Raw genomic sequence first — 23,662 nt, 5'->3', positions numbered from 1 at the left:
CGACGCGCGCGAGCGTGCCGCGCACGTGTTTCGCATAGACGGCCCACAGCACGACGAGCAGCCCGATGTGCAGCGACGGCGCCTGGTTGAACGGCTTGTCGAACCCCATCAGCAGCGTGAACAGCGCACCGGCCACGCCGCCCGCGTCGGGCCGCTCGAACCCGAAGCGCAGCGGCCACGCGATGAAGCAAGCCACCGATACCAGTTGCACGGTCAACAGCCGTTTCACGTGATCGAGCAGGTCGGCGCGGCGCGTCCAGAAGAAGAACGACAGCGCATACAGCAGGTCGATCGACCAGTACGGCACGATCGTCCACGGCACGAACGGGATCGCGTGCTCCCAGCCGAACGCGAAGGTCGGCACCGCCGCACGGCGCGCGGCGAGCCAGTTCGCGAAGCCGTAGGTCGAGAAGAACACGGCGCCCATCACCGCTAGCCAGCCGACACGCAGCGCGAACGACGCGTCGCGTGCGCCGGCTGCCGACGCCTGCGCTGACAGGCCGCGCGCGTCGCCGCCGAACTCGCTCATGACGCGTCGACCCGCTGCGCGAGGCTGACCGTGAAAATGCCCATTTCGTCGATCCGCTGGTCGAGCTTGCGGAACCCCGCGCGCGCGACGAGTTCGTCCATCTCGGCCTGCGAGCGGCGGCGCATCACCCAGGTCGCCTCGCCGCGGTGATTGTTCAGTGCGCGCGCGATGAATTCGAGCTGCGGATGCCACGGCTGCCCCGTATAAACGAGATACCCGCCCGGCGGCACGGCCTGCGCGAGCCCACGCAGCGAGCGCTCGATCAGCGCGTTCTCGCCGAACAGTTCGTAGAGGCCCGACACGATCGCGAGCGTCGGACGCGGCTCGAGCGTCGCGAGCGACGCCTCGTCGAACGCGTCGCCGCGCTCGAAGCGCGCGATCGGCTCGAGGCCGCGCTGCGCGATCAGCACGCGCCCGGCCTCGACGTTCGGCGGGCTGTAGTCGCGCAGCGTGATGTCGTCGGGCGCCGCGCCGTCGCGCTCGGCGGCCGACGCGATCGCGTCGAGCACGTAGCGCCCGTGACCGGCCGCGATGTCGACGATCCGCACCGGCGTGCCGTGGCCGCGCAGGCGGCCGATCGCCGCGCCGATCAGCTCCTGCAGATGCACCTTGCGCTGGCGGATGCCGACCCAGCCCGGCGAATCGAGATACGTGCGGTCGATCAGCGCACCGATGCCGAGCCGCCCTTGCGCGCGATTGCGGTACACGTAATCGAGCGTCGAGCCCGAATCGAAACCGAGCCGCAGCCCGAGCGCGATACCGTCCGACAGCGCGCCGCCGGCCTTCAGGCCGGCTCGCGTGAGCGCCCAGTACGCACGCGCGAACGCATTCGCGGGCGGGCGGCCGAGTGCCGCGTATTCGTCGTGGAACGCGCCGCGCCGGTCGGCATCGGCGAGCGACACGCGCGGGCTCGGCGCATCGAATTCGCGCAGCACGAATGCGCGCAGCGGCGCGAGCGCCTGCGCGCGATCGCGTTCGCCGAGCGTGTCGTGATAGAAGCCCGGCAGCACGATGCGCTCCTTGCGCGCGGCGCCGAGGCGTTCGAAGAAGCGGTCCTGCGGGCCGCGATGCACGACCCAGTCGGCGCCCGAGATCAACAGTTGCGTCGGCACGGTGATCGCGGCCGCATCGGCGACGATCCGCTGCGCGGTGTCGTGCAGGTCGAGCAGCATGTTGACCGCGATCGGCCGCGTGATCAGCGGATCGGACGCATAACTCGCGATCCGCTCGGGATCGTGCGTGAGGAATTTCGGCTTCACGTAGCTGTTCACGTAGAACAGCCCGCGCAGCTTGTGCATCAGCCGCAGGCCCGGCCGCGCGAACGGCACGTAGAGCTTGATGTGAAACGCCGGCGACGCGACGACGAGCGCGCGGATCGGCGGCGCGTAGTCGTGCACCCAGGTGGCCGCGAGCACCGCGCCGACGCTCTGGCCGACCACGGCCATGTCCTCGATCGCGATGCCGTGCGTGTCGCGGATATGTTCGACGAAGGTCTGCAGGTCGCGTACCGACGCGGCCGCGCTCGGGCTGTAGCCGCGCGCGCCGGGCGAGCGGCCGTGGCCGCGCGCATCCCACGCGAAGAACGCGAAATCCGGCAGGTCGAGCTCGTCGACGAGATGCGCGACGCGCGCCGAATGTTCGTGGCCGCGATGCAGCAGCACGATGGCGCCGCGGCAGCGCGGGCCCGTCGCGGGCCAGTGACGATAGAACAGCGTTTCGCCGTCGTGCGTGATGAAATCGGCCTCACGTGCCGTGCGTGCGCTCATGTATTTTTCTCTCGTTTCGTTATTCGAATCTTGGTGCGCCGCCCTCCGGCGCCCGGTACCGCCACTGCTTCAACTACCCTTGACTACCCTTTTCCGCGATGCCGGCCTGCACGCGCCGCACCACGGTCACGATCGACAGCACGATCAGCAGCCGCCACAGCCAGGCGGCGACGCCGCCGACCGGAAACCCGAGCCCGATCCACAACGCGAACGCGCCGAGGGCGAGCGCGCGGTCGCTCTTGCCGAACGGGCCGTCGTAGCGGCGGCTCACGCCGACCAGCGGGCCGATCAGCCCCGCGCATTCGACGATCACCGCCGTCAGCGCGAACAGCCAGACGTCTGCCGGAGCGAACGCCGGAATCGCGAGAAACGGCAGCACCAGCGCGATATCGGACACGACGTCGCCGAGTTCGTTGAGGTACGCGCCGAGCGTGCTCTTCTGGTTGTGCTCGCGCGCGAGCATCCCGTCGATCGCATTGAGCGCCATCCGCACGAACAGCCACAGCGGGATCAGCAGGAACAGCGCGCGGGCAAATACGCCAAGGCCGGCGAGCGCGCCGACGACGATCGAGCCGCCGGCCGCGAACAGCGTGACCTGGTTGGCCGTGACGCCACGCTCGGCGAGCGAGTTCGCGAACGGGCGCAGGCGGTTCTGGAATTTGGGTTTGAGTGCGTAGAGGCTCATCGTTTCGTATTCGTTCTATTCACGCGGCACAGTCGGACACATTTCCCGCCGCCATGCCCCGGGCGGCGAAACGGCCCTGGACGGCCTTCCATGGACGGCCCTAATCGTCGCCGAGCGGCCCCGATGCGTCAAGCAGCGCCCGGCCCGCCTGCGCGGCGCCAATCTGGCGTTTTTGACGGAAACTCGCGATAATCCGCTGGCCCGAACGCAGCACGATCCATTCGAACTGCAAACGGGCGCTCGTGCAACAGCCGATTATCACGCCGCCGACCGGCGCATTCGCCGCGACGCAACAGCGTGTGGCGGCGAATCGTCCGATTATCGCGGACCTGCGACAGGCAGCCACGAATTTGAAAAAATTTAAACAAGGGCCGTCCGGCGCGCATCCTGCCGCGCCGGCATTCCGGGGTCCCGCCCGCCGCGCAAGCGCCGCGGGCCATGCATGCAGGCAGGAGGCGCAGCGCCGATGAACATTCTCAACGTCTGGCAGCGCGACTTCCTGCTGTCCATCGTGCGGCTCGTCGCCGGCGCGTATCCGGTCTGGCATCAGGGGCCGCCGTCCCCGACGCAGAAGATCTATTTCTCGAACCACACGAGCCACATCGACACGCTCGCGATCCTCGCCGCGCTGCCGCGCGACGTGCGCGCGGTCGTACGGCCCGTCGCCGCACGCGACTACTGGGACAGCAGCGACGCGAAGCGCCACATCGCGCAGAAGCTGCTGAACGTCGTGCTGATCGATCGCCACCGCGAGTCCGGCGGCGACCCGCTCGACCCCGTGCGCGACGCGCTCCGGCAGGGCCATTCGATCATCATCTTCCCGGAAGGCACGCGCGGCGCCGAGATCCTGCCGCAGCCGTTCAAGAGCGGACTGTTCCACCTCGCGACCGAGTTTCCGGACGTCGCGCTCGCGCCCGTCTATCTCGAGAACCTGCAACGGATCATGCCGAAGGGTGCGATCTGGCCGGTGCCGCTGATCTGCAAGGTGCACTTCGGCGCGAACGATGCGCTCGGTGCCCAGGAAGACAAGCCGACGTTCCTCGCCCGCATGCGCGACGCGATCGTCGCGCTCGCGCCGCCGCAGCGGCCGGCCGGCTGAACGCAGCCCCCCTTCTCCCCTTTTCCGGATATCCCTCATGCGAACTCTCTTCTGGGAACTGGTCGCGGGCGTCACGGGCGTGCTCGTCATCGCCACCGTGATCGGCGCGATCCTCGGCGCGCGCAGCGGCGGCACGAGCGCGACCATCGTCAACCTGAACCAGCGCATACGTGCGTGGTGGGCGATGATCGCGATCATGGTCATCGCGATCAGCCTCGGCAACAACGTCACGTATCTCGTGTTCGCGGTGCTGTCCTACCTGACGCTGCGCGAATTCATCACGCTCACGCCGACGACCGCGAGCGACCACACGACGCTGTTCATCGCGTTCTTCGTCGCGATCCCCGTGCAATACCTGCTGCTCGGGATCGACTGGTACGGGATGTACTCGATCTTCGTGCCCGTGCACCTGTTCTTCGCGATGTCGCTCGTGTCGGCGCTCACGCAGGACACACGCGAATTCCTGAGCCGCAACGCGAAGATCAACTGGGCGCTGATGGTATGCGTGTACGGTCTGAGCCACGCGCCGGCCGTGCTGATCCTCGACATTCCGCGCTACACGGGACAGAACGCGCTGCTGCTGTTCTTCTTCCTGTTCGTCGTGCAGATCAGCGACGTGCTGCAGTATGTCGTCGGCAAGCTGTTCGGGCGCCGCAAGATCGCGCCGCAGCTGTCGCCGTCCAAGACGGTCGAGGGGTTCGTCGGCGGCGGGCTGCTCGCGACGCTGTGCGGCGCGTCGCTGTATCGCGTGACGCCGTTCAGTTTCGGCGCCGCGTTCGGGATCTCGCTCGCGATCGTGATCGCGGGCTTCGTCGGCGGCCTCGTGCTGTCGGCCGTCAAGCGCTCGCTCGGCACCAAGGACTGGGGTTCGATGATCGCGGGCCACGGCGGGATGCTCGATCGCGTCGACTCGATCTGCTTCGCCGCGCCGGTGTTCTTTCACCTCGTACGGTACCTGTACGTGTGACGCTCGGGCGGCACCGCGCCGCCCGCTTCTTCGCGCGAACGGTCAGTATCCTGCGCGCAATGCCTTCGGTACCACGTAGCGGCCGCGTGCCGCGTCGAACTTCACCGTGTAGCGCGCGTGAATCTCCTTGTCGCCGCGCGAGCCCGTTTCCGTGACCGTCAACGGATAGACGTCGCCGGTGCCGGTCGTGTCGGGCACGATCGAAAACGTGCGGCTCTCGCAACGGGACTTCGCGTTCCCGCAATCGAGCGACCCCGTGTTGTCGAGCGCTTCGTCGATGCGCGCCGCCGCCTCGACGATCGCGTTGCCGACCGGCAGCCAGATCGATCGCATCGCCATCGTATAGCCCTGCAGCGTGACGCCGTCGCCGATCGTGAAGCCGAACAGGTGCGGGCCGTACCGCTCGATGCGCACCGTACCCGGCTCGCCGCGCTTGCCGGACGCGATATCCGTCTTCTTCACCACCGGCTCGAGCGTCTTGCCGTCCGCCCCGGGCTTCAGCACGTACAGGTCGATGGTGCCCGTCGTGCCGTCCGAATCCATCCCCGGCGTGCCGTCCTGCACGGCTGCCTCGGTCTCGCCGCACACCGCGAGCAGATACCGCGGGCCGTCGGCGGTCGCGACGCGCAGCGATCCGCACGGCGAATAAATGAAATCGCCCGCGTCCGACTGCCAGCCCTTGCGGTCCGCGCGCCAGTTGCCGTAGTGATCGTGGAGGAACGTGCGCAGCAGGCGGTCGGCCGCGACCGGCTCGGCCGCCTGTGCCGTCGCCGGCAGCACCGACGCCGGCACCGCACACGCAACGGACAGCGCCAGGCGTCGCAACAGGGGATGAACGGATGAAATCATGTCGGCGTCGGCGGAAACGGAAAGCGGCATGCGAAGGGAACGGCTGGCGGCATCGACGCGTCACCGGGCTTGCGCGACCGGTTCGGGATCGAACGCCGCCAGCCCCGGCCATGCCGCCCGCCCCCACGCACCGTCGCCCGGTGCAAGCCAGCGCTGCAGCGTGGCGTCGTCGAACGCCTTGCCGAACGGATCGGCACGAAACCCGGCCACCCACTGCTTGCGGCCCGCGATATACGCGCTACCGAAATCCGTCCAGCTGTCGAAACAATCCTGCGCGCGCTGCGCGTTGAGCAACAGCACACGCCATGCGGTGTCCGGCTCGGTCCAGCCCATCAGCATCGCCACGCGCGCCAGGAACGCCATCCGCGCACAGGCGAACGCGAGTGCGGCACGCGGGTCGTCGGTCGGCTGCAGCGCATGCAGGTCGGCCCGAAACCATTGCGTCTCGAGCACGCGTGCGAGGTGTGCGCGCGCATCGTCGTCCGTCGCGTCGGTGCGCAACTCCATCTGATGCAGCATCTGCGCGCGCAGGAACTTGCGCGACGTGTCGTTCAGGTGGCTCGTATCCGCATCGTCGAAACCCGAGAACCCGGTCGCCTCCACGTACGGATGCGCGAGCAGCAGCGCCCAGTGCTTGCGGGCGGACAAGGTCGAATGACGCGCACCGCGCCGGCGGAAGTAGCGCACGATACGCCACAGCACGAACAACGCGACGATCAGCTTGAGTGTCATGGTCTTCGCCCCGTCATTCGCCGGCACTGGCGCCATGCGGCGCGTCGTAGCCGGGCCAGCGCACGTTCTCGGTTGCAAAGGCGGGCCGTGTGTCGTCCCGCTGCGCGGACGGCACCGCGGGCGCCAGCGTCGCACGCACCGCGTATCGCACCGAGCCGGCGCGCGGCGGCCGCGCCTGCAACAGTTCGGGCTGCCGCGCGGCGACCAGCCACTCGACGGTCGGCGTCGGCTCGGCGAGCCGCCCGAACAATTGCGGATGGCGCGCGACGAGCCGGGCTTGCGACGCGGCATCCGTCACGTCCTCGATCCTGCACCATCCCGACGCCGTATGGACCACACCGAGCGCGATGCAGTCGGGCGGCGTGTTATCCGTCGTCCCCAGCGTATTCAGGCACGCCAGCACGTCGTCGACATAGCGCTCGACCGGCGGCCGGTTCTGCTTGCCCTTGACCTGATCGACGTCGAGGCCGCCGTCCGCGCGCACCGCGACACCGATCGTGATGTGCGGCTGGCCGCTCGCGTCCCGGAAGCTCAGCAGCCGCAGCGCGCGCGCCTCGATCGCTTCCGCGTAGCGCCCGCCGTAGCCGCCCGTCAGCGCCTGCCGGTCGGCGAACTGGCCGAGGCAATGGCGCATCACGTAACTCTCGAACGCCATTTCGGCGCGCAGCAGCGCGCTGTCGGGCAGGAATTCGACGAAGCGGCCGTTCGCGGTTTCACACCAGGTGCGCAGCGCGTCGGGCTGGCTCTCGCGCCAGCCGCGCGCAATCCGGGCCGCCATCTCCGCATGCTCGCGTTCCCACATCGCGAGCGCCTGCGGGCAATTGACACGGTCGAGCTTGCCGTCGAGCCCGGTCCCCTTGCGCGACTCGAGGAACTCGACGAGCGTGGTTTCGAGCGCGAGAAGCTGCGGATCGCCCGGGTCGACCCAGACGACGGGCGCCAGCCTGCCGGCGTCGGCCTCGCCGATCGTCTTCGCGTCCGCACCGAAGCGCCGCACGACCCACGCCGGCGGCGCGGCATTACCGAGCGCCTGCCGCGCGTCGTCGAGCGACCCGATCGTGCGTGCCGGCTCGAAGTTCGCGACGACGTGCCGGTAGAAATGGTTGAGCAGCCACGCGCGCACCGCGTCGGCATCGCCTCGCGCGGTGCTGCGCGCGGCGATCGCCGCTTTCAGCGCATCGGCGTTCAGCGCGTTGCGCGGCGCATAACCGGCCCGCCGACCGACGGCCGTCATTGCCAGAACTTCCACCAGCGCTTGCCCGGCGCGGCCGTCGCCGGGCCCGGCGACGCGGGCGGCGCACCGGCCTCGCTGATCCGCCGCTCGATCACGTCCACCTTCAGGTCGAGCGGTTCGGCGGCGTGCCGGTTGCCGGCGAGCACCCGTTCGTAGAAATATTTCACGTCCGGCTGGCGACCCAGTTCGTACGCCGCGTCGGCGGCCCGGAGCAGCACGTCCAGATCGCGCGACGCGTCGGCCTGCGCACGCGCGGCGTCGTACAGCGCCGATGCCTGGTCCGGATGCGACTCCGACATGTGGGCCGCGAACACGAGGCGGGCAATCAGTGCCTCGTTAGGCAACCTGCCGTCGAGCTGGTCGTGCTCGCGCTGCCAGCCGACCAGGCGCTCGAGCCAGATCGGCAATTCGTTGCAGCGATCGACGCGGTACAGCGCGCGCACCACGTCGCGCACGTACCAGTTGGGCTCGTGCCGGCTGTAACCGAATTCGGCGGCGTAGTGCCACAGCTGCTCGGCGGCTTCGAGCATCTCCTCATCCTTCCCCTGGCACGCGAGCACATAGCGCACGCCGTCGTAATGCTCGGCAAACGAACTCGCCGCGATCCCGCTGCGATGCAGGACCAGCGCTTCGTCGTAGCGCTCCTCGTCGCGATAGAGGATCGCGAGGTTGTTGCAGAGCATCGAATACAGGTGCGCGCACGCATCGTACGGATGGCCGTTGCCCGTCTCGAAGAAGCGCTCCATGCAGGCGCGGCCCTGCTCGTACACGGCGATCTTCAGGCGCTCGAGATCGGCGCGCACCGGCGCCTGTTCCGCGGCCGGCAGCGCGTCGATCGCCTCCTCGGCCCTGTCCTCGATCGAGCACGCGTAGCCGTAGCTCCACAAGCCGCTGCGCAGCGGCGGCGGCGGCAGCTTCATCGCGGCGGCGACACCCAGCGCCCGAATGCGCGCATCGGTCAGCATGAACCCGGTGCGTTTGTCGTACATCTCGCCTTCCTGCGCGGCCGCGAGCAGGCGCGCGGCCTGGGTCGTCGCGTCGATGCGGCCGGTTTCGCCGTCGTAGACGGCCGCGAGCCGCGCGATCCACGGATGGCCGGGCGCGCGCCGCAGTGCGACCTCGCGCGCGGCGTCGGCGATCGCGTAGCGCAACGCGTCGCCTTCGAGCGAGCCGAACGCGGCAAAGATCTCGCCATGCGTCGGCGAACGCGCGGCCAGCGCGTCGGGCCCTTCCGCGCCGAGTTCGACGAACCGCTCGAGCGTCGGCTGGAAACCCGCTGCGCGCATCGCGCACAGCGGCCACCAGACCGACGTGTCGGTCGGCTCGGCCAGGCGCGCATGGATGATCTGCCCGACCCGGTCGAGCATGCCGCTTTCGATCTGGTACACGTGGAAGAACGCCCGGCGCCCCGCGTCGTCGAAACGGCCCGCCTCGAGCAGCCACGGCAGTTCGTATTCGATGAAGTCGTCGCTGCCATCCGATTCGAGGCTGTGGCGCGCCATCTCGCAACGGGCCAGCGCGCCCGCGAGATCGCCTTGCGCGTGGGCGGCCCGCGCGGCGAGCCGCGCCAGCCTCACCTCGGCCTCGCGGCGCGGCGGCAGCGCCCAGTCGGCAATGCGCGACTCGACGGCCTGGCGAATGGTGTCGAGCTGCAGCGGCGCGATCTCGATCATCGCCCGGCCGATCCGCAGCCAGTCGTCGGCGTCGATGTCCTGGTCCGCGCCGGCCGATGCCATCGCAGCCACCGCGGCCTCGGCCGCCGCACGCGCGTCGTCGTCCCGGTCGAGACGCCGCAGTGCCCACGCACGCAGGCATTGCCGGTTCGCCTCGTCCCACGCGCGAAACGTGGCGCGGTCGGCAATCGCGCGGTGCAGCGCATGCCGCAGTTCGATCGCGTCGAGCGCATGCTCCGCGTGGTCGAATTCGAGCGTATCGAGAATACGTGCGCGGACGTAGCGATCGGCATCCAGCGTCGGCGACGTGCGCAAGACGTCGTGCATCTGGCCGATCGCCTCGGTGACGGCGTCGTTCTCGCCCAGGTGCCGGGCGACCTGCAGCCGGTATAGCGCGAGTTGCATGCGGATGTCGGGCCGCGCCTCGGGCGGCGCCGCGTCGTGCACGCCCGCGCCGTCCTCGTCGAGCACGGCGCGCGCGGCGGCCGGATCGCCGGCGCGCATCCACAGCGTGTGCAGGCGCGCGATCGCGTCGAGCGAATCGGCACGCAACGGCTGCGCACGCAGTCGTGCCGCAAGGTCGCTCTCGCGGCTCGAATCGCTTTCCTCGAGATCGGCTTCGAGCCGGTTCATCAGTGTGTCGAGCGGCTGGCCCGTCAGGGGCATCGTCGTCATATCGATATTGGAATGGGCGTTTGTAGTTGTATTGGCGCTGGGAGTCATCGACTTCTCCATCTCGGAATCGCGATAGCTTATCAGGAGACGGCGACCGTGCGCGGCCTCGCCATTCGCGTCGCCCGGCGTTACGATCTCGTTCTTCATCCCCGGACAGGTCGATGCGCACGGCGCGACGGCGCGACGCGCGCCGACCGGTCCCGCCGACCCGGAAACCGCATGAACCTCACCTTGCAGGATGTCGCGTGGCATCGTTCGGTCGGGCGGCTCATCGAGTCGCTCGACCAGCCGGGCTTCTGGCTGGCGCTGATCCGGCTGATCGAGGAATACGTCGCGGTCGACAGCTGGGTCGTGCTGACCTTCGGCGACGGCCGCCCGCAGGTGTTCGCCGAATGCCCGTACGAAGGCGGCGGCCCCGACCCGCTGTTCCGCGACTACGTGCAGGGCCTGTACCAGCTCGACCCGTTCTACATCGCGAACCGCGACGCGCCGAGGAGCGGCCTGTTCCGGCTGTCGGACGTCGCCCCCGAATGCTTTCGCGATACCGAGTACTACACGCTCTATTTCACGCACAACGTCGTCGAGGACGAGGTGCAGTTCAACGTCGTGCTCGACGATGCGCGCACGCTGTGCCTGTCGCTCGGCAGCAAACGACGCTTCAGCCCCGTGCAGGTTGCGCTGCTCGACCTGATCCGGCCGTGGGTGGCCGGGCTGATGCGGCAGCGGCTCGCGTTCGAGCCAGCCTCCGCGGAGCAAGCGCCGCCGCGCCGGGCCGGCCCGCACGATGGCTTCGAGCAGGCGATGGCGCGGCTCGGCACGCCGCTCACCGCGCGCGAACTCGACGTGATCCGGCTGATCCTCAGCGGCCGCTCGAACAAGGAAGTCGCGAACAAGCTGTCGATTTCCGCCGAAACGGTCAAGGTGCATCGGCGCAACATCTACGGGAAGCTCGCGATCAATTCGCAATCGGAACTGTTTTCACTGTTCCTGAAGGCGCAGGCCGACGGATAGCGCGCTCCGTCGCGCCCGTTCTCGCCCTCCTTCGTGCCTCTTTGCGGCGGCCTTCGGCGGCCGCGGCGGGATCATGCCGATGCCGTCGCGGCCCGTTGCGAACCCGCGAGCTTGAATTCGCCGACCGTCTGCGCGAGCTGAGCCGCCTGCTCGCGCAACAGCGCGGCGGCCGCAGCCGACTCCTCGACGAGGGCGGCGTTCTGCTGCGTCGCGTGATCGAGCTGCGACACGGCCTGGTTCACCTGCGCGAGCCCGGTGCTCTGCTCGTTCGCCGCGACCGTCATTTCCGCGATCACGCTCGTGATGCCGCGCACGCCCTCGACGATCTCGTCCATCGTCGTGCCGGCCGTCTTCACGAGCCCCGATCCGCCTTCGATCTTCTCGACGGACGACTGGATCAACTGCTTGATCTCCCTGGCGGCCACCGCGCTGCGTTGCGCGAGCGTGCGCACCTCGCCCGCGACGACCGCGAAGCCTCGCCCGTGCTCGTGCGCGCGCGCCGCCTCGACGGCCGCGTTCAGCGCGAGGATGTTGGTCTGGAACGCGATGCCGTCGATCACGCCGATGATGTTCGAGATCTCGGCAGACGCCTTCGTGATCTCGTCCATCGTCGCGACCACTTCGCTCACCACCTCGCCGCCGCGCACGGCAACGCCCGACGCCGATTCCGCCAGCCGGCTCACCTGCGTGGCCGCATCGGCCGAGTTGCGCGCCGTGCCGGCGATCTCCTCGAGCGCCGCCGCGGTCTCCTGCAGGCTCGATGCCGCGTGTTCGGTGCGGCTCGACAGGTCCTGGTTGCCCTGCGCGATCTCCGCGCTCGCCACGCTCACGGATTCGCTGAATCCGCGTATCTGCAGCAGGATCGCGCTGATCTTTTCGGCGAACAGGTTGAAGGCCCGCGCGATCTGCGCGGCCTCGTCCCCGCCGTCGGCCGGCAGCCGCTTCGTCAGGTCCCCGCTGCCGCTCGCGACGTCGGTCAGCGCGTCGCGCACGAGCAGCACGCGCTTGAATGCCGCGTTCGTCAACGCGCCGACGAGTGCCGCCGCGACGCAGGCGACGACGAGGATCGCAATGAGCGTCGTCGTCGCGACGGCGCGCATGCCGGCCGTCACGTCCGACCGGTCGAGCGCCATGACGAGCGACCAGTCCGTCCCGGCGATCGGGCGCGCGCGCAGCAGCTTGGTCACGCCGTCCACGTCGATCGCCACCGGTTCGGTCGCCGTCTGCAGGCCGGCGAGCCGCTCCGGCGTCAGTTCGGGCGACAGCTCGGCGGCCGGCTTCATGATCAGATCGGTCTTCGCGCCCGCGATCAGGCGCCCGCTCCTGTCGACCAGGAACGCGAAGCTCGACGGCGTCGGATGCATCGACGCCACGATCGCGCTCGCGCGCTCCATGTAGAGGCTCGCCGCGAGCACGCCCTTCAGCGTGCCGCCGCGAACGATCGGGGCGGCGAACGCGAACGCGGGCTTGCCGGTCGACGCGTCGCGGTACAACGCCGTGACGACGAGCCGGCCCGCGTCGACCGCCTGCCTGAACCACGGGCGCGCGGTCGGATCGTAGCCGGCCGCGAGCGGGACGTTCGAATACGCGGTGCGATCCGGCAGCCCGAGCGTGAGCACCTGGAAACCGCCCGATTTGCCGAGCAGGGTCAGCGCCGGCAGCGGATCGCCTTCGCCCGGCGTCAGCGTGTCCGCGAGCGCCTGGGTCTGCTGCGCGCGGCTCGCGACCCACTCGTCGAGCGCGAGCGCGTGGCCGGTCAGGACGGACTGCAGGTTCTGGTCGATGGTCGTGTCGTTGTGCTGCTTGACGACGTAGTACACAAGGCCGCCTGTCACGGCCAGGGCCGTGACCACGATGGCGACGCAGGTCGCCAGAATCCGGGCGCGAATCGATGACAGCATGATGACGGTGATCTCCGGTTGCCGCGTTGTTTTCGGTTGGTCAAATGGGCACTCAACCGTCCTTAACGACCGCACGCGATGCAACTTGAGGTTCGACTGGTCAGACCGGCAAAAAAAGTTGAGCCCGGGCCGGCGACAGTACGCGGAATCAATACCCCCGACGGGTTAACACGCCGGCGGGATGGGAAAACCGGCGGTTCGGCGCATACTCGGGCGTTCCGACGTCCAACGTTGCGGAGCCGGCCGCGCCGGCCCCACCCACCGAAATCGCCCATGAAACTGAAGCTCGACATCGTCCAGCTCGCCGGCCGCGACGGCGACACGCACTACAACCTGCAGCGCACGCTCGACGCGATCGCGACCTGCGCACCGGGCACCGACATCGTGATGTTTCCGGAAGCGCAGCTCACCGGCTTCCTCGATCCGTCGAACCTGGCCGAATGCGCCGAGCCGCTCGACGGCCCGAGCGTCGGCGCGGTCATCGCGGCCGCACGCGCGCGCGACGTTGCCGTCGTGGTCGGGCTGATCGAGAACGACGGCGGCCGCTTCTACAACACCACCGTGCTCGTCACGCCGGACGGCATCGCGCTGCGCTACCGCAAGACGCACCTGTGGGTGAGCGAGCACGGTGTCGTGCTGCCCGGCGACCGCTACGCGACGATCGAATGGCACGGCGTGCGGATCGGCCTGCTGATCTGCTACGACAACGAATTCCCCGAAACCGGCCGCGCGCTCGCCGAACTCGGCGCCGAGCTGATCCTCATCACCGACGGCAACATGGAACCGTACCGCCCGGTCCACCGCACGTCGGCAACGGCGCGGGCGATGGAGAACCAGGTGTTCACGGTGGTCGCCAACCGCGTCGGCGGCAGCACGCACGACGTCGTGTTCGCGGGGGGCAGCCTCGCGGCCGATCCGTTCGGCAACCTGATCTTCGAGGCCGGCAACCGCGAATCGCGCCACGCGATCGAGCTCGATTTCGACCAGCTCGCCGCGTCGCGCGCGGTTTACGACTATCGCAGGGACCAGCGCCTGCACATCGCCGGCGAACGTATCGAGCATGCGGACGGGCTTCGCGAGTTGCTGATTCCGTGACGGGGCTCGCCCGCCCGGGCGGCGCCATCCGTCACGCCCGTCACGCCGGCTCCGGCACCTCGATCGCCAGCAGCGCCGAACTGACCGACTTGCCGTGCGCGTCGAGCGCGAGCGAGCGCGTGACGCCGCCACCGAGCGCATCGCGCAGCACGAAATTGAATGCCCCGAGCGCCGGCAGTTCGTACCGCACGACGTCGCCGTGCACGATACCCGCGAGCCACGCCTTCACCGCATCGGCACCCAGATGCGTGCGCAGATGATCGTAATGGCGCGGATCGCGGCAGATCACCGACACGTTCAGCGTATTGCCCTTGTCGCCGGTGCGCGCATGCGCGAGTTGACGCAGTTGCATCATGCCTCCACGAATGAAAACGACGGCGTCACGGCCGCGCGCGGCAGCAGCACCGACTGCACGGCGATCACCTCGCGCGTCGACTTGAACGCGCCGCCGCCGCCGGCCGGCCCGTTCGTATAGAGCGTCTCGACTTCATTGCCGATCCGCGCCGCTTCGCCGGCGTTCGCCGCGCGGCCGGCCACCCGCACACGCACCTCCGCCGGCTCGCCGCGCACGGCCGGCGTCGCGTCGCCATACAGCGCATCGACGCCGATCAGGTCGAAGCGCAGCTCGGTCGCGGCGACGCCGGTCAATGCCAGCCGCTCGCGGACGATCCCGAGCGCGAGACGCGCGCGTTCGAGCGCGCCCGGGCCGCCATACGAAATCTGGCCTTCGCCGATCCAGCCGTCGACATACGCCACCGACACCTTGAGCGTGTCGGGCCGCGCCGTGCCGCGCCCGCCCGTCACGCGCACGCGGTCCGCCGCCTCCTCGGCGACGGTGACTTGCGTGAAATCCGCGACGACGTCGGGCTGCAGGTACCGCGCCGGATCGTGTATCTCGTAGAGCAGCTGTTCCTTGCAGGTCGCCGCGCTCACGCGGCCGCCCGCGTGCGGCACCTTGGTGATCACGACCGAGCCGTCCGCCGCGACTTCGCCGATCGGAAAACCGAGCCGCGCGAGGTTCGGCACGTCCTTGTAGCCGGGGTCGGCGAAATAACCGCCCGTCACCTGCCCCGCGCATTCGAGCAGGTGGCCGACGACCGTCGCGGCCCCGAGCGTGTCCCAGTCGTCCATCCGCCAGCCGAACGCATGGATCAGCGGCGCGGCGAACAGCGACGGATCGGCGACGCGCCCGGTCAGCACGACGTCCGCGCCGGCCGCGAGCGCGTCGACGATCGGCGCGGCGCCGAGATACGCGTTCGCGGACACGATGCGGTCGCGATACGCGGCGACGTCGTCGCCCGATTCCTCGAAGCGGAACGCGCCGCGCAATACGACGTCGAGCACGTCGTCGCCTTCGACGGCCGCGACCTTCAGCCCGGCGACGCCGAGCGATTGCGCGATCCGGGCGGTGCGCCGTGCGGCCGCACGCGGATTCGCCGCGCCCATGTTCGACACGATGCGCACGCCCTTCGGCGCGGCGACCGGCAGCACGGCGCGCATCCGCGCGTCCAGCAGCGGGTCGTAGCCGAGCGACGGGTCCTGGCGCCGCGCCTGCTGCGCGATCGCGATCGTGCGCTCGGCCAGGCATTCGAAGACGAGATAGTCGAGCTGCCCGTGTTCGGCCAGCTCGACCGCGGGCTCGATCCGGTCGCCCGAGTAGCCGGCGCCCGCGCCGATGCGCACGCGCCGTTCAGGTTGCTTTGCTGTCATGTCCATACCGTCGTCGTCCGGCGGGTGCGCCGCCGGTGAAAATCAAAAGATGCCCAGCACGACGCACGCGACCGTCATCACGATCGACGCGCCGAACAGCAGCGGAAACGTGAACTTCTGGTGCTCGGCCAGCTCGATGCCGCACAGGCCGACGACGAGGAAGGTCGCGGGCGTCAGCGGGCTGACCGGGAAACCGGTGGTCATCTGGCCGAGCAGCGCGGCCTGCCCGACCTGCACGGCCGGCACGCCGAGCTGGCCGGCCACCTCCGCGATCACGGGCAGCACGCCGAAGTAGAACGAATCGGGATCGAACAGCATGCTCAGTGGCATCGACGCGAGGCCGAGCACGACCGGAATATGGCCGGCCATCGACGGCGGCACGAAGCCGACCGCCGCCTGCGCCATCGCCTTCAGCATCCCGCTGCCCTGCATGATCCCCGTGAACACGCCGGCCGCGAGCAGGATGCCGGCCATCATCAGCGCCGCGCGCGCATGCGCGTCGATGCGCTTCCTCTGCATGTCGACGTCCGGGTAGTTCACCATCAGCGCGATGCACAGCCCGACCATGAACATGATCGCCGGCGGGATCTTCTCGCCCATCACGACCATCGTGCCGAGCACGACGAGCGTCAGCACGAGGTTGAACCAGAACAGGTGCGGCCGGCGCAGCGCCTGCTCGTCGGGCGTCAGCTCGCGGGTCGGCAACGGAATCGACGCATCGTCGCGCGACAGGCCGAGCCGCTTCTCCTCGCGCCGCCCGAGCCAGTACGCGACGCCGAACACGAACACGAGCCCGATCGCCTGCGCCGGGATCAGCGGATTGAACAGCGCCGACACCGGCAGGTGCAGCGAAGCGGACGCGCGGATCATCGGCCCCGTCCACGGCAGGAAGTTGATGCCCGCGGCCATCGACACCGCGGCGGCCAGCACGCGCCGGTCCATCTTCAGCCGGTCGTACAGCGGCAGCACGGCCGGAATCGTCACGAGGAAACACACGGCGCCCGAGCCGTCGAGGTGGATCAGCAGCGCGAGCAGCGTCGTGCCCATCACGATCCGCGTCGGCCGCGTGCCGACCGCGCGCAGGATGCGGTCGATGATCGGGTCGAGCATGCCCGCGTCGGTGATCGTCCCGAAATAGAGGATCGCGAACACGAACATGCCGACCACGGGCGCGAGGCCCTTCAGCCCGTCGACGACGAACTTGCTGGTGTGCAGCCCGAAGCCGCCGATCAGCGATGCGGCGATCGGCACGACGATCAGCGCGACGAGCGGCGACATCCGCTTCGACAGAATCGCGGCCAGCAGCACGACGATCGTGCCAAGCCCGAGTAACGGCAGCATCCGTGTCTCCTACCTTGTCTTTTGTTGGAGACGAGCGTAAGGTCGGCGCAGCGATAGCACAATTGAAATGATTTGATCGCAGCAATCACGAATCGTTATGGATCTGAATCTTCGCGACATTCGCGCGTTCGTCACCGTCGCGCACGCCGGCAACTTCACGCGCGCCGCCGCGCGGCTGCACCTGTCGCAGCCGGCGCTGACCGTGCAGATCCGCCGGCTCGAGGAAATCGTCGGCGCGCGCCTGTTCGACCGCAACAGCCGCAGCGTCGCGCTCACGCAGAACGGGCGCGAGCTGCTGCCGCTGCTGCAGCGTTCGCTCGACGACATGGAGCGCGTGCTGCGCGACGCGCGCGCGCTCGGCGAAGGCACGAGCGGCACGGTGCGGCTCGCGTGCCTGCCGACCTTCGCGTCCAGCGTGCTGCCGGAGCTGATCCAGTCGTTCCGGCGCGACGTGCCGCGCGCGGGCTTCGAGATCCGCGATGGCGTCGCGAGCCTCGTCACCGCGCTCGTGCGCAACGAGGAAGCCGATCTCGGACTGACGGGCGGCGACACGTTCGATGCGTCGCTGGAGGTGCTGTATGCGGGCGCCGACCGGCTCGTCGCCGTGTGCCCGCAGGATCATCCGCTCGCGCGCAAGCGCCGCGTGAGCACCGCCGATGTCGCGGCCGTGCCGCTCGTGCTCACCGCGCAGGGCACGAGCGTGCGCAGCGTCGTCGATGCCGCGCTGGACGCGGCCGGCTGCACACCCGACATCGCGTGCGAGCCGACCTACATGATGACGGCCGTCGCGATGGTGCGCGGCGGGCTCGGCGTGACGATCCTGCCCGCGACCGCGCGCGAGGTGCGCGCGGAGCCCGAGCTGGTGGCGAAGCCGATCGACGATCCCGCGTTCGTGCGGCCGATCGCGCTCGTCACGAAGCGCGGCCGCACGCTGCCGCGCGTCGCGCAGGCGTTCGCGGAAACCATGCTGACGGAATTGAAAAAGCGCGCGTGAACCGCGCGCCCGGATCGGGACAGCCCGCCCGCGCGTGATGCCGGGTTCGGCTTATTGCGCGTCCGGATCGACGTGCAGCGATTCGCCGATCGCATAGAAATTGCCGCCCGCGATGTAGTGCAGGCTGCGCAGTGCCGGATCGGCCGATTCGAAATACCAGTGACCGTCGCGGAACACGCGCGTGTCGGACCACGCCGCGACCACCTCGCCGATGAACAGGTCGTAGGTCTGCTGGTTGTGCGGCTCCGGAACCAGCCTGCACGCGAGCCAGCCCGAGCAGCCGGCGACGAACGGCAGGTCGTGGCCCTCGACGTCGAACAGCGTGACGCCCGCCTCGCGCAGCTTGTCGGGACGCTCGGCGAGACTGTGGCTGCCGACCGCGTGCGTGAGCTGCAGTTGCGCGGCCGTCGGCACCTGGATCACGAACGTGCCGCTGCGCTCGACGAGCTCGCGCGTCTTCGCGGACTTGTCGAGCACGACCGTCAGCTTCGGCGGCAGGAAGTCCAGCGCGCACGCCCACGCGGCGGCCATCACGTTGTCGACGCCGTCGTGGCGGGCCGACACGAGCACGGTCGGGCCGTGGTTGAGGAGACGGTAGGCTTTCTTCAGCTCCACCGGAGCGATGTGACTGTCCATACGGATTCCCTGGAGAACGGCGCGCACGGACGGATGCCGTGCGGCGCGGCGCCGGCCGGTGCGCAGGTGGGCATGTGCGCAGCCGGCCCGAAGGCCGCATTCTCGCACCCAATTTCAATCGGTGCCGACAACGCCGCCGGTCACTTCGCGAACAACTGGCCGATATCGCGGAACGCCTTGAATTCGAGTGCGTTGCCGCACGGATCGAACAGGAACATCGTCGCCTGTTCGCCGACCTGCCCCTGGAAGCGCACATACGGCTCGATCACGAAGGTCACGCCGAACGATCTCAGCCGCTCGGCCAGCGCTTCCCAGCTCGCCCAGTCGAGCACGATCCCGAAATGCGGCACCGGCACGTCGTGACCGTCGACCGCGTTCGTATGCGCGCCTTCCTGCGATGCGGTCTTCGGATGCTCGTGGATCACGAGCTGATGCCCGTAGAAGTCGAAGTCGACCCACTGCGCGCTCGAACGCCCCTCTTCCAGCCCGAACACACGGCCGTAGAAATCGCGCGCGGCCGGCAGGTCGTAGACCGGGATCGCCAGGTGAAACGGGGAAAGACTCATGGTTGCCTCGTGGTGGAACGCTCGCGTGGCGCGAGGACGGCACCATGGTAGTCAAGGTCGAGCGAAAATCAAATCAATATATAGTTTCGTCATTCACAAACGGAATTGATGAATGATCCGCGAACTGAGAACGCTCGTCGCCGTCGCCCGGGAAGGCACGTTCGCCGCGGCCGGCCACCGTATCGGGCTCACGCAGGCGGCCGTCAGCGCGCAGATGCAGCGCCTCGAAGCCGAGCTCGGCTTCGCGCTGTTCGACCGGCAGGGCCGGTCGGCGCGGCTCAACGAAATGGGCCATCACGTGCTCGGCCAGGCGCAGGCGCTGCTCGGCCTGTACGAGAACCTGAGCTCGACGGCCCCCGGCTCGCCGGCCGCCGTGCGCGTGACGATCGGCGCGATCGCGTCGGTGCAGAGCGCACTGCTGCCGGCCGCGCTCGCCGATTTCCATCGCCGGCATCCCGCGTGCCGCACGCGCGTGATACCGGGGCTGTCGATCGAGCTGGTCAACCGGGTCGACGCGGGCGAGATCGACATGGCCGCGATCATCCGGCCGCCGTTTTCGCTGCAGAGCGACCTGCACTGGACGACGCTCGCGCAGGAACCATTCCGCCTGATCGTGCCGCGCGGCATGAAAGGCAAGGACTGGGCCGAACTGCTCGCGCGCGAACCGTTCGTGCGCTACGACCGCGCATCGTTCGGCGGGCGCCAGGTCGATCGTTTCCTGAGAAAGATGCACCTCGCGGTGCGCGACACGTGTGAGCTCGACGAGCTCGACGCGATCGTCAAGCTGGTCGCGAACGGCGTCGGCGTCGCGATCGTCCCGCAGACCGCCGTCTATCGCCGCTGGCCGGCCGGCGTGCGCGCGATCGACCTTGGACACCACACGTTCCACCGCGACATCGGGCTCGTGCACCGCGCGCGGCGGACGATGTCGGAGCCGGCCCAGCAGCTCGCGCAGCTGATCGAGGCGGCGTCACGACGGCGCGCGCCGCCGCAGCCGGCATAACGCCGACGCCGTCGGTCAGCGCCGCCCGGCCGCCCAGTCGACCGCCGCATCGAACAGCGCGACACCGGCCGGCGACAGGTTCGCGAACGTGTCGTTGTCGAGGAAGAACATCACGCGGCGCGCCGGCGCGAGCGCTTCGTAGTCCATCGTCGCGCCCTTCTCGTACGCGAAGATCGCGGCCTTGTCGGGTTGGCCGTACACGGTCGCGATCGTGATCGCACCGAGCCCCGGCTTGCCCCAGCTCATCGGCGCCTGCTTGCCGTACACGTTCGTCGCGCCGGCCGGCAGCCCGGCCGAGATCGGGTGCGGCGCATTGACGAGCCACAGATAGCGCTCCTTGCCCGTTTCGCCGAAGTCGACGTCATGACGCTTGCCCGTCATCGCGAGATCGTCGAGCAGGTCGTTTTCCCACGTGACGAGCGGCTTGTCGAGCGTGCGCCAGCCGGGGCGCACGTTCTTCGACGACACCGTCGACGAGATCACGACGAGGTCGGCGTCGCGCGCCGCGTCGGGCGTCGAGGACTCGTCGATCAGGCGCACCGCGTAGCCGCGTTCGCCGAGATGCTGGCCGATGCGTTCGTCGACCTTCAGGTTCGGGCCGCGCAGCTGCACGAGCATCGCGACACGCGTGACGGCCTGCGGTGCATCGGCCGCCCGCGCGGGCGCAGCCACCCCTGCCCCGAGGCCCAGGCCCGCGCCGATCGCGAGCACCGAACCCGCGATCGCGCGCAACGCGCGACGCCGCGCACCGGCGACACCGGCGACACCGGTGGCAAAGGCGCACACGGCGCCGGTTTTCATGTTCCGGTTCATCTGGATCTTCTCCGAAGCCGCGCGCCGCCGTGACGGCCGCGCGGCGATTGCGTGGTCAGAACTGCAACGTGGTGAGCAGCGACACCTGTCGCGCATCGCCGATCGCGACGAAATAACGGTTCGCGCTCGACGGGTAGTAGGTGCGGTTGAAGAGGTTCTTCACGTTGAGCTGGAACGACAGCTTCTGCTTGCCGATCCGCGTGTCGTAGGTCGCGAACGCGTCGGCGAGCACGTACGACGGCAGCGTGAAGCTGTTCGCCGAATCGCCGGGCCGCGCGCCGACGTAACGCACGTCCGCGCCGATGCGCAGGTCGTCGCCGCCGGCCAGCGTGCCGAAATCGTAGACGGCCGCGAGCGATGCCGTGTGGCGCGCGACGTTCCACAGCTGGTTGCCCGCGTAAAGCGGATCCTCGGTCGTCTTCGCGTCGATGTACGCGTAGCTCGCGATCACGTTCACGCGCTCGCCGATCCGGCCCGACACGTCGAGCTCGATCCCGCGCGAGCGCGCCTTGCCCGACGTGCGCCAGTCGGTCAGCTTGGTCGCGTCGTTGTATTGCGACACGAGCACGTTCTTCTTGTCGATGTTGAAGAATGCCAGCGTGCCCGTCATCCCGCCCGGCAGGTCGAGCTTGCCGCCCACTTCCCACGCGGTCGCTTCCTCGGGCGGCGTCGCGCCGTCGATGATGTAGCCCGTCATCGGCGCGATCGACGAGGACGGCTTCAGCGACTGCGAATAGCTGCCGTACAGCGAGAACGTATCGGTCCACTTGTAGACGACGCCCGCGCGCGGCAGCCACTTCGAGCCGCTGAGATCGGTGTTCGCGGTAAACGGCCGGCCGCGCCCCGCGACCTGGTTGTACGTGATGTAGCGCAGCCCGCCCGACACGATCCACTTGTCGGTCAGGTGGATCGTGTCCTGCACGAACGCGGACGCATCGTGCAGCGTGTCGGTCTGGTCGCTGTCGCTCGCGGACACCGTGCTCGACGGCGGCAGCAGCCCGTAGACGGGATCGACATAGCTGAACGGCGTCTTCACGGCCTGCCGCAGCATGTCCTTGCGGTAGATGCGACGGTATTCGGTATCGAAGCCGACCTGCACGTCATGCCGCATCCCGCCGAGCGTCAGCTTGCCGTTCACGTAGCCGATCCCGTAGCTGTCGGTGCTGAGCGAACCGTGCGTCGCATCGTTGCTGCGCGACAGCGTGCCCTTCACCGGATCGACGCCCGTCGTGCGCAACTGGTTCGCGTCGTAGGTCTCGCGGTTGTAGCTGTAACCGAGATGCGCGCTCCAGTCCGCGTTGAACTGGTGATCGACGCTCAGCTGCGCGAGGTGCGATTCGCCGTCCATGTTGTTGAACGGCTCGTCGAGGCGCCGCCGCGCGGGAATGTCGAGCGGCGCGTTGGTACGCGGGTCGAGCGCCGTGCCGCGATCGAACGGCGAATGGAAGGTCCGGTACTGGTAGGACACCACGACCTGCGTATCGCGGCCGTACCACGCGAGCGACGGGGCGACGAAGGTCTGCCGGTATTCGCCGAAGTTGCGCCAGTACTGCTCGTTCGATTGATCGACGATCAGCCGGTAGGCGAGCCGCGAATCGCCGACCGGCCCCGTCGAATCGAAGGTCGCGCTGCCGCCGTTCTTGCCGTGCCCGAACGTCGACGCGCCGAGCGAGATCGCGTTGTAGCGCACGAGCTGCGGCTGTTTCGTGACGACGTTGACCACGCCGCCCGGGTCCATCAGCCCGTACAGCAGCGACGTCGGCCCCTTCAGCACCTCGACGCTGTCGACCGCCGCGTTGAACGCGCGCCCCTGCACGAGCGGCATCCCGTTCTGCATGACCGAGCCGTCGCGATTGCCGCCGAAACCGCGCTTCATGATCGTGTCCTGCGTGCCCGCGAGCGTGTTGCCCTGCGTGATGCCGCTGACGTTGCCGAGCGCGTCGTCCAGATTGCGCGGACGCTGGTCGCGCAGCACCTGCGCCGGCACGATGTTGACGGCCTGCGCGGTGTCGAGCAGCGGGATGTCGGAGCGCAGCACGCCCGCCTCCTTCGGCGCGCGATAGCTTTCGGCGCGCAGCGCGCTGTCGCGCACCGTGATCGCCGGCAACTCGGCGCCCGCGGCCACGCCGGCCGCCACGGGTCGTGCGACCGTGCCGTCCGCACGCTTGAGCGTGTAGCCGCCGCCGGGCTGCCGCCACGCGACGAGCCCCGTGCCTGCCAGCAGGCGGTCGAGCGCCCCGTCGACGTCGAAGCGGCCCTGCACGCCGCCGCTCGTCAGGCCGGCCGTCAGCTCGGCCGGAAACGCGAGCAGGATGCCCGCGTCGCGGCCGAACCGGTTCAGCGCCGCTTCGAGCGGCCCGGCCGGAATGTCGAACGCACGGCG

21 protein-coding genes and 1 pseudogene are annotated in these 23,662 nt (G+C 69.1%); 6 read left to right on the top strand and 16 right to left on the bottom strand.

The genetic code is table 11. From position 1 onward, the window contains the following. The 4 genes and pseudogenes from L810_RS35885 to L810_RS49400 all read right to left on the bottom strand — a co-directional run. A pseudogene (locus L810_RS35885) lies at positions 1–529 on the bottom strand (serine/threonine protein phosphatase); the annotation flags it as partial. Then, complete coding sequence (locus tag L810_RS35880) at positions 526–2,295, bottom strand: bifunctional alpha/beta hydrolase/class I SAM-dependent methyltransferase (RefSeq protein WP_021163075.1); 1,770 nt, start codon at positions 2,293–2,295, stop codon at positions 526–528. The pseudogene L810_RS35885 and the gene L810_RS35880, both read right to left, overlap by 4 nt. A 73-nt stretch (positions 2,296–2,368) precedes the next feature. Then, positions 2,369–2,980 (bottom strand): CDP-alcohol phosphatidyltransferase family protein, encoded by a 612-nt coding sequence (locus L810_RS35875; RefSeq protein ID WP_021163074.1) that lies wholly within the window; start codon positions 2,978–2,980, stop codon positions 2,369–2,371. Between the two features lie 100 nt (positions 2,981–3,080). After that, positions 3,081–3,212: a hypothetical protein gene (locus tag L810_RS49400; protein WP_021163073.1), complete on the bottom strand. Its 132-nt coding sequence runs from the start codon at positions 3,210–3,212 to the stop codon at positions 3,081–3,083. A gap of 234 nt (positions 3,213–3,446) precedes the next feature. Here L810_RS49400 and L810_RS35870 point away from each other — a divergent pair, with 234 nt between their 5' ends. Together L810_RS35870 and L810_RS35865 are read left to right on the top strand one after the other, a co-directional pair. Beyond that, on the top strand, positions 3,447–4,079 hold the full coding sequence (locus tag L810_RS35870; protein WP_021163072.1) for a lysophospholipid acyltransferase family protein: 633 nt from the start codon (positions 3,447–3,449) through the stop codon (positions 4,077–4,079). Between the two features lie 37 nt (positions 4,080–4,116). Next, the gene (locus L810_RS35865) at positions 4,117–5,046 is read left to right on the top strand and encodes a phosphatidate cytidylyltransferase (RefSeq protein ID WP_021163071.1); all 930 of its coding nucleotides are present in this window, start codon (positions 4,117–4,119) and stop codon (positions 5,044–5,046) included. A 42-nt stretch (positions 5,047–5,088) separates the two neighbouring features. Here L810_RS35865 and L810_RS35860 read toward each other — a convergent pair whose 3' ends face one another. Genes L810_RS35860 through L810_RS35845 form a run of 4 tightly spaced genes read right to left on the bottom strand, consistent with a single transcriptional unit; the run spans position 5,089 to position 10,209 of the window. Further along, positions 5,089–5,895 (bottom strand): hypothetical protein, encoded by an 807-nt coding sequence (locus L810_RS35860; RefSeq protein ID WP_042977580.1) that lies wholly within the window; start codon positions 5,893–5,895, stop codon positions 5,089–5,091. Between the two features lie 60 nt (positions 5,896–5,955). Continuing rightward, positions 5,956–6,627, bottom strand: a complete 672-nt coding sequence (locus tag L810_RS35855) for a DUF1266 domain-containing protein (RefSeq protein ID WP_021163069.1) — start codon at positions 6,625–6,627, stop codon at positions 5,956–5,958. Between the two features lie 13 nt (positions 6,628–6,640). Next, entirely contained in the window at positions 6,641–7,861 is a 1,221-nt protein-coding gene (locus L810_RS35850; protein ID WP_021163068.1) for a hypothetical protein, read from the bottom strand. Next, entirely contained in the window at positions 7,858–10,209 is a 2,352-nt protein-coding gene (locus L810_RS35845; RefSeq protein ID WP_051392372.1) for a hypothetical protein, read from the bottom strand. Before L810_RS35845 ends, L810_RS35850 begins: the two co-directional genes overlap by 4 nt. 219 nt (positions 10,210–10,428) lie before the next feature. Here L810_RS35845 and L810_RS35840 point away from each other — a divergent pair, with 219 nt between their 5' ends. Further along, entirely contained in the window at positions 10,429–11,220 is a 792-nt protein-coding gene (locus L810_RS35840; RefSeq protein WP_021163066.1) for a response regulator transcription factor, read from the top strand. Positions 11,221–11,291: 71 nt separating this feature from the next. Here L810_RS35840 and L810_RS35835 read toward each other — a convergent pair whose 3' ends face one another. Next, positions 11,292–13,121, bottom strand: a complete 1,830-nt coding sequence (locus L810_RS35835) for a methyl-accepting chemotaxis protein (RefSeq protein WP_021163065.1) — start codon at positions 13,119–13,121, stop codon at positions 11,292–11,294. 273 nt (positions 13,122–13,394) lie between these two features. Here L810_RS35835 and L810_RS35830 point away from each other — a divergent pair, with 273 nt between their 5' ends. Beyond that, positions 13,395–14,216 (top strand): carbon-nitrogen hydrolase family protein, encoded by an 822-nt coding sequence (locus L810_RS35830; protein ID WP_021163064.1) that lies wholly within the window; start codon positions 13,395–13,397, stop codon positions 14,214–14,216. A gap of 40 nt (positions 14,217–14,256) precedes the next feature. On the opposite strand, the gene L810_RS35825 is transcribed toward L810_RS35830, so the two are convergent. The 3 genes from L810_RS35825 to L810_RS35815 are packed head-to-tail and all read right to left on the bottom strand — an operon-like array spanning position 14,257 to position 17,267. Beyond that, positions 14,257–14,568 (bottom strand): AtuA-related protein, encoded by a 312-nt coding sequence (locus L810_RS35825; protein ID WP_042977576.1) that lies wholly within the window; start codon positions 14,566–14,568, stop codon positions 14,257–14,259. Continuing rightward, positions 14,568–15,926, bottom strand: a complete 1,359-nt coding sequence (locus tag L810_RS35820) for an acyclic terpene utilization AtuA family protein (protein ID WP_042977574.1) — start codon at positions 15,924–15,926, stop codon at positions 14,568–14,570. Before L810_RS35820 ends, L810_RS35825 begins: the two co-directional genes overlap by 1 nt. A gap of 42 nt (positions 15,927–15,968) precedes the next feature. Continuing rightward, the gene (locus L810_RS35815; RefSeq protein WP_042977558.1) at positions 15,969–17,267 is read right to left on the bottom strand and encodes a CitMHS family transporter; all 1,299 of its coding nucleotides are present in this window, start codon (positions 17,265–17,267) and stop codon (positions 15,969–15,971) included. Between the two features lie 97 nt (positions 17,268–17,364). Here L810_RS35815 and L810_RS35810 point away from each other — a divergent pair, with 97 nt between their 5' ends. Then, positions 17,365–18,261: a LysR family transcriptional regulator gene (locus L810_RS35810; RefSeq protein WP_021163063.1), complete on the top strand. Its 897-nt coding sequence runs from the start codon at positions 17,365–17,367 to the stop codon at positions 18,259–18,261. 51 nt (positions 18,262–18,312) lie between these two features. On the opposite strand, the gene L810_RS35805 is transcribed toward L810_RS35810, so the two are convergent. Together L810_RS35805 and L810_RS35800 are read right to left on the bottom strand one after the other, a co-directional pair. Then, the gene (locus tag L810_RS35805; RefSeq protein ID WP_021163062.1) at positions 18,313–18,897 is read right to left on the bottom strand and encodes a flavin reductase family protein; all 585 of its coding nucleotides are present in this window, start codon (positions 18,895–18,897) and stop codon (positions 18,313–18,315) included. A 140-nt stretch (positions 18,898–19,037) separates the two neighbouring features. Next, positions 19,038–19,463, bottom strand: a complete 426-nt coding sequence (locus tag L810_RS35800) for a VOC family protein (RefSeq protein WP_021163061.1) — start codon at positions 19,461–19,463, stop codon at positions 19,038–19,040. Positions 19,464–19,575: 112 nt separating this feature from the next. Between L810_RS35800 and L810_RS35795 the strand changes: the two genes are divergently transcribed. Beyond that, positions 19,576–20,466: a LysR family transcriptional regulator gene (locus L810_RS35795; RefSeq protein WP_021163060.1), complete on the top strand. Its 891-nt coding sequence runs from the start codon at positions 19,576–19,578 to the stop codon at positions 20,464–20,466. Between the two features lie 15 nt (positions 20,467–20,481). On the opposite strand, the gene L810_RS35790 is transcribed toward L810_RS35795, so the two are convergent. Continuing rightward, positions 20,482–21,279 (bottom strand): hypothetical protein, encoded by a 798-nt coding sequence (locus tag L810_RS35790; RefSeq protein ID WP_021163059.1) that lies wholly within the window; start codon positions 21,277–21,279, stop codon positions 20,482–20,484. 55 nt (positions 21,280–21,334) lie between these two features. Continuing rightward, positions 21,335–23,662: TonB-dependent siderophore receptor (locus L810_RS35785; protein WP_051392371.1), on the bottom strand; the 2,328-nt coding region annotated here is incomplete at its 5' end.

It is taken from the genome of Burkholderia sp. AU4i (assembly GCF_000466765.1).
Taxonomy (GTDB): Bacteria; Pseudomonadota; Gammaproteobacteria; order Burkholderiales; family Burkholderiaceae; genus Burkholderia; species Burkholderia cepacia.
This window is presented reverse-complemented; position numbering and strand designations above follow the sequence as displayed.

Bases quoted from the DNA above. Each gene is read 5' to 3' on its own strand.
- L810_RS35880 (WP_021163075.1), bottom strand. From the start codon at position 2,295: ATGAGCGCACGCACGGCACGTGAGGCCGATTTCATCACGCACGACGGC.
- L810_RS35875 (WP_021163074.1), bottom strand. From the start codon at position 2,980: ATGAGCCTCTACGCACTCAAACCCAAATTCCAGAACCGCCTGCGCCCG.
- L810_RS35870 (WP_021163072.1), top strand. From the start codon at position 3,447: ATGAACATTCTCAACGTCTGGCAGCGCGACTTCCTGCTGTCCATCGTG.
- L810_RS35865 (WP_021163071.1), top strand. From the start codon at position 4,117: ATGCGAACTCTCTTCTGGGAACTGGTCGCGGGCGTCACGGGCGTGCTC.
- L810_RS35860 (WP_042977580.1), bottom strand. From the start codon at position 5,895: ATGATTTCATCCGTTCATCCCCTGTTGCGACGCCTGGCGCTGTCCGTT.
- L810_RS35855 (WP_021163069.1), bottom strand. From the start codon at position 6,627: ATGACACTCAAGCTGATCGTCGCGTTGTTCGTGCTGTGGCGTATCGTG.
- L810_RS35850 (WP_021163068.1), bottom strand. From the start codon at position 7,861: ATGACGGCCGTCGGTCGGCGGGCCGGTTATGCGCCGCGCAACGCGCTG.
- L810_RS35845 (WP_051392372.1), bottom strand. From the start codon at position 10,209: ATGACGACGATGCCCCTGACGGGCCAGCCGCTCGACACACTGATGAAC.
- L810_RS35840 (WP_021163066.1), top strand. From the start codon at position 10,429: ATGAACCTCACCTTGCAGGATGTCGCGTGGCATCGTTCGGTCGGGCGG.
- L810_RS35835 (WP_021163065.1), bottom strand. From the start codon at position 13,121: ATGCTGTCATCGATTCGCGCCCGGATTCTGGCGACCTGCGTCGCCATC.
- L810_RS35830 (WP_021163064.1), top strand. From the start codon at position 13,395: ATGAAACTGAAGCTCGACATCGTCCAGCTCGCCGGCCGCGACGGCGAC.
- L810_RS35825 (WP_042977576.1), bottom strand. From the start codon at position 14,568: ATGCAACTGCGTCAACTCGCGCATGCGCGCACCGGCGACAAGGGCAAT.
- L810_RS35820 (WP_042977574.1), bottom strand. From the start codon at position 15,926: ATGACAGCAAAGCAACCTGAACGGCGCGTGCGCATCGGCGCGGGCGCC.
- L810_RS35815 (WP_042977558.1), bottom strand. From the start codon at position 17,267: ATGCTGCCGTTACTCGGGCTTGGCACGATCGTCGTGCTGCTGGCCGCG.
- L810_RS35810 (WP_021163063.1), top strand. From the start codon at position 17,365: ATGGATCTGAATCTTCGCGACATTCGCGCGTTCGTCACCGTCGCGCAC.
- L810_RS35805 (WP_021163062.1), bottom strand. From the start codon at position 18,897: ATGGACAGTCACATCGCTCCGGTGGAGCTGAAGAAAGCCTACCGTCTC.
- L810_RS35800 (WP_021163061.1), bottom strand. From the start codon at position 19,463: ATGAGTCTTTCCCCGTTTCACCTGGCGATCCCGGTCTACGACCTGCCG.
- L810_RS35795 (WP_021163060.1), top strand. From the start codon at position 19,576: ATGATCCGCGAACTGAGAACGCTCGTCGCCGTCGCCCGGGAAGGCACG.
- L810_RS35790 (WP_021163059.1), bottom strand. From the start codon at position 21,279: ATGAACCGGAACATGAAAACCGGCGCCGTGTGCGCCTTTGCCACCGGT.